We start from the raw sequence: 6,150 nt of genomic DNA, 5'->3' as shown, positions 1-6,150 counted from the left end.
GGAAGGCAAGGACGGGCAGCCCCGCAAACTGGCCGGCATTTTGCTTGAAGAGCGTGGGGGCGTGCTGCTGGCGGGCATGGGCATAAACGTGACCTTTGCGCCTCCCGCAGCGGCCCTGCGGACCGGTGCAGCTATGGAGGCCACCTGCCTGAAAAGCTCCCCGGGGGGAGCAGGGGGGGGGTATATTTCTACAGCTGAAGCCATATGGCAACAGCTTGTAAAGCGCATGTATTCGGCATATATTCACTGCCACTCTTTTTCCGGGCAGTGGAAAAACCACGCGGATGATATTTTGCTCTGGCGTGGAAAAAATGTGGAACTGCGTGACGATGGACGTATTGTGCGCGGTTGGCTGGCGGGCCTTGGCCCGGCAGGCGGCCTTTGTCTTAACCACAACGGGCGGTTTGAGGAATTTTTCAGCGGGAGTCTTCTGCTTACCGGCAGAGCAGCAGTAAAGGGTTAAAGGGCATGGGCAACAAGACATTCTCGGAAGTGCAGGATTTTCTGAAGGGCAAGGTAATACTGGTTGCCAACCGGGGCATTCCGGCCCGGCGGATTTGCCGTTCCATTCGCGAGCGATTTGACGCCGTAGCGGCCATGACAGCGACCGATGTGGATAAAACAGCCCCTGCGGCCTCCACCGCCCAGGAACTGGTTCTGCTTGGTGCGGATCCACGCGCCTATCTTGATATTGACAATATCATTGCCAAAGCCCGGCAGCGGGGCGTGGTGGGCATTCACCCCGGCTGGGGCTTTGCCTCGGAAGACACGCGCTTTCCCGCGCGGTGCAAAGAGGCGGGCATTACCTTTATCGGGGCCACAGCCGAAGCCATGAACCTGCTCGGCAACAAGGTGCAGGCGCGTGAAGTGGCGCGCAAGCTCGGCATTCCCGTTGTGCCCGGTTCTGACGGCGCGGTGGATATTCCCACGGCCAGGCAGCTTATCAATGAAATGGGTCTGCCCATCATGCTCAAGGCTGAGGGCGGCGGCGGCGGACGCGGCATTTTTGCCATTCATAATGAGGCAGAGCTTGAGGACGCCTTTTTCAAGGCTTCCACCATGGCTCAGGCGTCTTTCGGCAATCCGCGCCTTTTTGTGGAAAAATTTCTTGCCGATGTGCGTCACATTGAAATTCAGGTCATTGCCGACATGTACGGCAATGTCTTTGCCTTTGACGAACGCGACTGCACCGTGCAGCGCAACCACCAGAAGCTGATTGAAATCACCCCTTCGCCCTGGTCGGGCATTACCCGCAACCTGCGCGAACGCCTCAAGGACTATTCCCGCCGCCTGGTGCGCGCCGTGGGCTACCACAGCCTTGCCACGGTGGAGTTTCTGGTTACCCCCGACGGCACGCCGTATCTTATTGAAGTCAACACCCGCCTTCAGGTGGAGCACGGCATCACCGAATGCCGTTACGGCATCGACCTTGTGGAAGAGCAGATCGCCGTGGCCTTCGGCGCGGAACTGCGCTATCGCGAAGAAAACCTGCGGCCTTCCTATTGCGCCATGCAGGTGCGCATCAACTGCGAAAATCCGCAGAACAACTTTGCGCCCAACTCCGGCCTTATCTCGCGCTACGTGTCGCCCGGCGGCCCCGGTGTGCGTCTGGACTCGAATATCAGCGCCGGATACGAGTTTCCCGCCAACTATGACTCGGCAGGGGCCTTGCTCATCTCCTACGCCCACGACTGGGAAAAAACCCTGGGCATTATGGAGCGTGCGCTCAGCGAGTATGTCATCGGCGGCATCAAGACGACCATTCCTTTCTACCGTCAGGTCATAAAGAATCCTCTGTTCAGACAGGGCAACATCAATACCAACTTTATCGCCGACCATCCCGAGCTTATGGTCTACACCGACCTGGCCCCGGAGGGGGAGCGCCTTTCAAAGCTGGTGGCCGAGATATCCGCCAAGGGGTACAATCCTTACGTCCAGCTTGGCGAATACCGCTCCGACACCACGCCCTGTCTCGGTCCCTTCGAGCCGGTGCTGCCCGCCATCACGTCCGCCCAGCGGCGGCAGCCCTCGCCCTATCCGCAGGGCGACCGGCTGGCTACGCTGGACTATATCCGCGATTCGGGCATGGTGCATTTTACCGACACCACACCGCGCGATTTTACCCAGTCCAACTCCGGCAACCGCTTCCGTCTGGCGGAAGACAGGCTCATTGGCCCGTATCTGGACAATGTGGGGTATTTTTCCATTGAGAACGGCGGCGGAGCGCATTTTCATGTGGCTATGCTGGCAAACATGACCTACCCCTTCACCGAGGCGAAGGAGTGGAACCGCTTTGCGCCCAAAACCATGAAGCAACTGCTGGTGCGTTCCACCAACGTGCTGGGCTATACGCCGCAGCCGCGCAACCTTATGCGCAAAACAGGCGAAATGATTTGTGATTATTACCAGATCATTCGCTGTTTCGACTTCCTGAACCATGTGGAAAACATGCGGCCCATCGCCGAAGTGGTCATGGACCGCAAGGACGTCATCTTCCAGCCCGCCATTTCTCTTTCCTGGGCCAGGGGCTTTGACGTGCCGCACTACCTGGGCGTCACCGAGGCCATGCTGCGCATGGTGGCCGATATTATGGGGGTGGACCCCAAAACGGCATCGCGGCACATTATCCTGGGCCTCAAGGACATGGCTGGTGTATGCCCGCCGCGCTTCATGACCGAGCTTGTCACAGCCATTCGCAAAGCCTGGCCCGAGCTGGTGCTCCACTATCACCGGCACTACACGGACGGGCTTTTTGTGCCGTCCTGCGGTTCGGCAGCCAAGGCTGGCGCGCATATCATTGATGTCGGTCTGGGGTCCGCCGTGCGTTCCTACGGTCAGGGCGACGTGCTGGCTACCATGTCCTATATTGAGGACGAACTGGGCCTCCAGTGCAGTCTGGACAAAAACGCCATCCGCGCCGCCAACTTTGTGTGCAAGCAGATCATGCCCTATTACGACCGCTACTGCGCGCCGTACTTTCAGGGCATTGACTATGACGTGACCCTGCACGGCATGCCCGGCGGGGCCACCTCTTCCTCGCAGGAAGGGGCCATGAAGCAGGGCTACATCCATCTTTTGCCCTACATGCTCAAATTCCTTGAAGGTACACGCCAGATAGTGCGCTATCACGATGTGACCCCCGGCTCGCAGATCACCTGGAACACGGCATTTCTGGCGGTAACCGGCGCGTGGAAGCGCGGCGGCGAAGACGAAGTGCGTTATCTGCTTGAGGTGCTTGCCGAAGTGACGCGCACCCCCGAAGCGGAACTTTCGCAGGAAATGCGCAAGGCCCGTCTGCACATCTATCGCGATTGCAATGACGCCTTCCGCAATCTTCTGCTGGGCAAGTTCGGCAAGCTGCCCCTGGGCTTCCCCGCTGACTGGGTGTATATGAGCGCTTTTGGGGCGGAATGGAAAAATGCCATTGCCGGCCGCACCGAGGTTTCGCCTCTTGAAGCCCTGCCGGACCTCAATCTGGCGGCGGAAGAAAAGGCCTGCGCGGATATTCTCAAGCGTGAGCCCAATGCGGAAGAATTCGTGCTTTATCTCAATCATCCGGCTGATGCCCTCAAGACCATACAGTTCAAGGCAAAGTTCGGTGATCCCAACAATCTGCCCCTGCATGTATGGTTTGAAGGGCTCAAGGCCGGGCAGGACCTGTACTTTAACGACAGCAGCGGCAAGCCCCACCACCTGCTTTTGCTGAGCATATCCTCGCCCAATGATGCGGGAATATCCATCTGCCGCTATGTGCTGGATTCTGAATTCATGAGTTGCGAGGTGCAGGTGCGCCAGCCTGTGGGTACGGCCGCCAAGGGCGCGCTCATGGCCGACCCCGCCAACCAGTATCATGTGGCCGCGCCCAGCAACGGCGACCTGTGGGTCATGTATGTGCATCCCGGCGATGTGGTGAAAGCCGGGGAAGAACTGTTCAACGTGTCCATCATGAAGCAGGAAAAGGCTGTGCTCGCCCCTGTGGACGGCATGGTCAAGCGCGTGCTGAAAACCGCTGACTTCAAGGAAAGCAAGCAGATGGTTTCAGTGCGCGAAGGCGAGCTTATTGTGGAACTGGGGCCTGTGCCGCGTATCTGCGCCAATGAGGCCTGCGGTCAGCCCATTCCGCTTGAGAACATCTCATTCTGTCCCCATTGCGGCTCGCGGATGAGCTAGCCGTATTGATGCCGCATCTTGCGGTTTTGTCTGCGCCGTCCCTGTTGCGGGCGGCCGGACAAAGCCGCCGCAGCCGCAAAACCCGCCAGCCCCGCAACAGAGCTGGCGGCCAGAGCAATTTCACTTTGAAATTGCTCTGGCGACTGCGCGAGCAGACGCCCGCCGCGAAGGCGTAAGCGCAATTTATTTGCGCGGTTAAACGCCGAAGCGAGCGTGTTTTAAACTTTGAAAATGTATATTTTCAAAGTTAATCTGCTCTAGGGTGCGGACGGGGAGCGGGCCGGATTGTCCGGCTTGCACCCCCAAAACCGGATTCTCTCGGGAGATGCGGGAATTTGTGGACAGTTTTTTGATGCCGATATACAATTTTCAAGGTTGCAATGCTTCTGTTTCCCAAACCGGAGGAAGACATGGGTAAGAGTACCGCCGCCAAACCTGCGCAAAACAAAACCAAGGGACACGCGCCCGAAGCCGGCCAGAAAAAGCTGGTGCTTAACGGCGCTGACATTGTGCAGATTGGACCCGAAGCGGAATTGCTTGTTGGTGGTAAGAACTATAACACGGCGTTAATCAGCCAGATAGAAGGTATTCAGGCTCCGTATTTTCGTGCCATATCTTCTCTGGCTTTTCACCAGCTTCTGGATGAAACCAAGGTCAACGGGCGCGTTGTGCGCAGCGTTGTGGACCGCGAATACGGCCGCATCGACTGGAACGACCCGGAAATCAACCAGGACCCGGATTTTCTGCAAAAGTTCGTGCGCCAGCTTGGCCGCCAGATCCATCAGGCCGCCAAGGCCGAAGGGGAACAGTCACACACCAAACTGCGTACCTTTATCAATAATATTGTAGAAGGTTTTGCCACCTCTCCCGAAGGTATCGATCAGTTGCGCAAGCGCTCCGTTATGGTGCAGGCCGCCATCCTTTCGGTGGAACTTCCCGCCGAAGTCTGCGAAGCCGTGCGCAGCGCCTACCGTGAAATCTGTCGTGATAACGCCGATGACATGACCCCTGTGGCCGTGCGGTCTTCCGCCGCCGGTGAAGATTCACGCAAAAAGGCTTTTGCCGGCCTTCAGGACACCTATCTCAACATGGTGGGTGAAGACAGGGTTGTGGAAGCCTATCACTGGGACTGCGCCTCGGCCTATAACCTGCGCTCCATGACCTATCGCCGCGAGGCCATTCTGGACGCGCTGGCGAAGGCCGAAGAAACGGGTGATGAATCCATTGCCGAAAATGCCAAGGAAGAATGGGCCATTGAGCACACTTCCCTGTCCGTCTGCATGATGCAGATGATCAATCCGGTGATTTCCGGCACGGCGTTTTCCGCTGATACCGCCACTGGCTGCCGTGGTACGGACCGCAGGGAGCTTGTGAGCATCGACGCCAGCTATGGCCTTGGTGAGGCCGTGGTGGGCGGCAAGGTCACGCCCGACAAGCTTTATGTCTTCCAGCGCGACGACGGCGGCGAAGTGGTCATCCGTCAGATGGGCTGCAAGGACATGAAGATCATCTATGATGAAAGGGGCGGAACCAAAGAAGTGGAAGTGCCTGAGCTTGAGGCTCTGCGCTGGGCGCTTTCTCTGAGCCAGGCCGAGCGCGTGGCCCAGGGCGTGCGCGCCGTGAGCAAGTCTTACGGCGGCATGATTATGGATACGGAATTCTGCATTGACGCCAATGACAAGCTCTGGTTCGTGCAGGCCCGCCCCGAAACCCGCTGGAACGAAGATCTGGAGCAGCATCCCACCACCATTTTCATGCGCCGCCGCGAGGTGGACGCCAAGGCCGCTGATGAGGCCGAGGTTCTGGTGGAAGGCAACGGCGCTTCGCGCGGGGCCGGGCAAGGCACTGTGCGCTTTTTGCGCTCGGCCCTTGAGCTGAACAAAATATCCAAGGGCGACGTGCTCGCCGCTGAACGCACCGACCCGGACATGGTTCCCGGCATGCGTGTGGCCTCGGCCATTATGGCCGACGTGGGCGGCG

Annotated in this window: 2 protein-coding genes and 1 pseudogene; all 3 read left to right on the top strand. The window is 58.5% G+C overall.

The genetic code is table 11. The annotated features are described in order from the left end of the window. Positions 1 to 463 (top strand): annotated as a pseudogene (locus V6C16_RS06455) (biotin--[acetyl-CoA-carboxylase] ligase); the annotation flags it as partial. Positions 464 to 468: 5 nt separating this feature from the next. After that, entirely contained in the window at positions 469 to 4,170 is a 3,702-nt protein-coding gene (locus V6C16_RS06450; protein ID WP_333536685.1) for a pyruvate carboxylase, read from the top strand. A gap of 410 nt (positions 4,171 to 4,580) precedes the next feature. Continuing rightward, positions 4,581 to 6,150: PEP/pyruvate-binding domain-containing protein (locus V6C16_RS06445; RefSeq protein ID WP_333542916.1), on the top strand; the 1,570-nt coding region annotated here is incomplete at its 3' end.

The organism is Desulfovibrio sp. 1188_IL3213 (assembly GCF_036763145.1).
Lineage (GTDB): Bacteria > Desulfobacterota > Desulfovibrionia > Desulfovibrionales > Desulfovibrionaceae > Desulfovibrio.
Note: the sequence above shows the minus strand (reverse complement) of the source record. Positions and strands in the feature narration are given on the sequence as shown.